Annotated in this window: 1 protein-coding gene; it reads left to right on the top strand. The window is 33.2% G+C overall.

Annotation, left to right across the window (positions count from 1 at the left end):
• Window positions 1-337 (top strand): RagB/SusD family nutrient uptake outer membrane protein (locus IU405_RS00260; protein WP_197436667.1); only part of this gene is annotated, 337 nt, incomplete at both ends.

The following is a 337-nucleotide window of genomic DNA, read 5'->3' on the forward strand; positions in this document are numbered from 1 at the left end:
ATCTTCAAATGAATGTAAATAATAGTTCTTGGGCTATGATTTATTTAGGAATTGAAAGAGCAAATATTTGTATAAGAGGTATTCGTCAATATGGAAATCCAGAACCTGGGAATGAATTAGGGCAATTATTAGGAGAAGCGTTAACTTTAAGAGCTCTTTATTACAGTGATCTTATCAAAGCTTGGGGTGATGTTCCAGCACGTTTTGAGCCAATAAATTCAGAGACAATTTATATTGAAAAATCAAGTAGAGATATTATTTACAAACAATTAATCGCAGATTTAGGAGAAGCTTCAGCTCTAGTTCCTTGGCCAAATGAAAGTGCAACTACAACAAG

Source organism: Polaribacter sp. BAL334 (assembly GCF_015767435.1).
GTDB lineage: Bacteria > Bacteroidota > Bacteroidia > Flavobacteriales > Flavobacteriaceae > Polaribacter.